Genomic DNA, 2,809 nt, shown 5'->3' with positions numbered 1-2,809 from the left:
AGGAACCCCCTCAAGATTTTATCAGGAGGACAGCACATGTCACAAGAAAAATACATCATGGCCATTGACCAAGGAACTACCAGTTCTCGTGCCATCATTTTTAACAAAAAAGGAGAAAAGGTCAGCTCTAGTCAAAAAGAGTTCACTCAGATTTTCCCTCAAGCAGGTTGGGTTGAGCACAATGCCAATGAAATTTGGAACTCTGTTCAGTCAGTTATCGCGGGTGCTTTCATCGAAAGTGGTGTGAAACCAAGTCAAATCGAGGCCATCGGGATTACCAACCAGCGTGAAACAACTGTCGTCTGGGATAAGAAAACAGGTCTCCCTATCTACAATGCTATCGTTTGGCAATCACGCCAAACTGCTCCTTTGGCTGAACAACTAAAAAGCCAAGGTTATGTGGAAAAATTCCATGAAAAGACTGGTTTGATCATCGATGCTTACTTCTCTGCAACCAAGGTTCGTTGGATTTTGGACCATGTAGAAGGCGCTCAAGAGCGAGCTGAAAAGGGTGAATTGCTCTTTGGTACCATTGATACTTGGCTGGTTTGGAAATTGACTGACGGCGCAGCTCACGTAACTGACTACTCAAACGCAGCTCGTACCATGCTCTATAACATCAAGGATCTTAAATGGGATGATGAGATTTTGGAAATCCTCAACATTCCTAAGGCTATGCTTCCAGAAGTTCGTTCTAACTCTGAAATCTACGGCAAGACTGCTCCATTCCATTTCTACGGTGGAGAAGTGCCAATTTCAGGTATGGCTGGGGACCAACAGGCAGCCCTCTTCGGTCAGTTGGCCTTTGAACCAGGGATGGTCAAGAATACTTATGGAACAGGTTCTTTCATCATTATGAACACTGGTGAAGAGATGCAGTTGTCTGAAAACAACCTTTTGACAACCATTGGTTACGGAATCAACGGCAAGGTTTACTATGCCTTGGAAGGTTCTATCTTCATCGCAGGAAGTGCCATTCAGTGGCTTCGTGATGGACTTCGCATGGTTGAAAATTCACCAGAGTCTGAAAAATATGCTCTCAATTCTCACAACAATGACGAAGTTTATGTCGTACCTGCCTTTACAGGTCTAGGGGCTCCATACTGGAATCAAAATGCTCGTGGTTCAGTCTTTGGCTTAACTCGTGGAACAAGCAAAGAAGACTTTATCAAGGCTACTCTGCAATCCATCGCTTACCAAGTACGCGACATCATCGACACCATGCAAGTGGATGCGCAGACAGCTATCCAAGTCTTGAAGGTAGATGGTGGTGCAGCCATGAACAACTTCCTCATGCAGTTCCAGGCTGACATTTTGGGAATCGATATTGCCCGTGCTAAAAACTTGGAAACAACTGCCCTAGGTGCAGCCTTCCTGGCAGGATTGTCAGTGGGTTACTGGAAGGATTTGGATGAGTTGAAACTCTTGAATGAGACAGGAGAACTCTTCGAACCATCGATGAACGAATCTCGTAAGGAACAACTTTATAAGGGCTGGAAGAAGGCTGTGAAAGCAACTCAAGTCTTTGCGGAAATCGATGACTAATACTGGAAGAATAAAGCGACTCAGTTAGAAAGTGTGTAAATATGGAATTTTCAAAGAAAACACGAGAATTATCAATTAAAAAAATGCAGGAACGCACCCTGGACCTCCTGATTATTGGTGGTGGGATTACCGGTGCTGGGGTAGCCTTGCAGGCGGCAGCCAGTGGTCTTGATACTGGTTTGATTGAAATGCAGGACTTCGCAGAAGGGACATCCAGCCGTTCAACAAAATTGGTCCACGGAGGCCTGCGTTACCTCAAACAATTCGACGTAGAAGTGGTGTCAGATACAGTTTCTGAACGTGCGGTGGTTCAACAAATTGCTCCACATATTCCAAAACCAGATCCAATGCTCTTGCCAGTTTACGATGAGGATGGAGCGACCTTTAGCCTTTTCCGTCTCAAAGTAGCCATGGACTTGTATGACCTTTTGGCAGGTGTTAGCAACACACCAGCTGCTAACAAGGTCTTGAGCAAGGATCAAGTCTTGGAACGCCAGCCAAACTTGAAGAAAGAAGGTTTGGTAGGAGGTGGGGTTTATCTTGACTTCCGTAACAACGATGCGCGTCTCGTGATTGAAAACATCAAACGTGCCAACCAAGACGGTGCTCTCATTGCCAACCATGTTAAGGCAGAAGGCTTCCTCTTTGATGAAAATGGCAAGATTACAGGTGTTGTAGCTCGTGATTTGTTAACAGACCAAGTCTTTGAAATTAAGGCTCGTCTGGTGATTAATACAACAGGTCCTTGGAGCGACAAGGTGCGTAATTTGTCTAATAAGGGAACCCAATTCTCACAAATGCGTCCAACTAAGGGAGTGCACTTGGTAGTGGATTCAAGCAAGATCAAGGTTTCACAGCCGGTTTACTTTGACACAGGTTTGGGAGATGGTCGTATGGTCTTTGTTCTCCCACGTGAAAACAAGACTTACTTTGGTACAACGGATACAGACTACACAGGCGATTTGGAACATCCAAAAGTGACTCAGGAAGATGTAGATTATCTACTTGGTATTGTCAACAACCGCTTCCCAGAAGCCAACATCACCATTGATGATATCGAAAGTAGCTGGGCTGGTCTTCGTCCATTGATTGCAGGCAATAGCGCTTCTGACTACAATGGCGGAAATAACGGAACCATTAGCGACGAAAGCTTTAACAACTTGATTGCGACTGTCGAAGCTTATCTATCGAAAGAAAAAACACGTGAAGATGTTGAATCTGCTGTCAGCAAGCTTGAAAGCAGCACATCTGAGAAACATTTGGA

At 44.8% G+C, this 2,809-nt stretch carries 2 protein-coding genes; both read left to right on the top strand.

Features of this window, described 5'->3' with window-relative positions; genetic code table 11:
* Positions 1–36 precede the first annotated feature (36 nt).
* Positions 37–1,545, top strand: coding sequence for a glycerol kinase GlpK (glpK, locus tag GMD6S_RS11065; protein ID WP_000076794.1), 1,509 nt, complete (start codon positions 37–39; stop codon positions 1,543–1,545).
* A 41-nt stretch (positions 1,546–1,586) separates the two neighbouring features.
* Positions 1,587–2,809, top strand: a 1,223-nt coding sequence (locus GMD6S_RS11060) for an FAD-dependent oxidoreductase (protein ID WP_000395888.1), incomplete at its 3' end; no start/stop codon positions are given.

Source organism: Streptococcus sp. GMD6S (assembly GCF_000297015.1).
The sequence above is the reverse complement of the archived record's forward strand: the minus strand, read 5'-3'. Positions and strand labels throughout refer to the sequence as shown.

Bases quoted from the DNA above. Each gene is read 5' to 3' on its own strand.
- glpK (WP_000076794.1), top strand. From the start codon at position 37: ATGTCACAAGAAAAATACATCATGGCCATTGACCAAGGAACTACCAGT.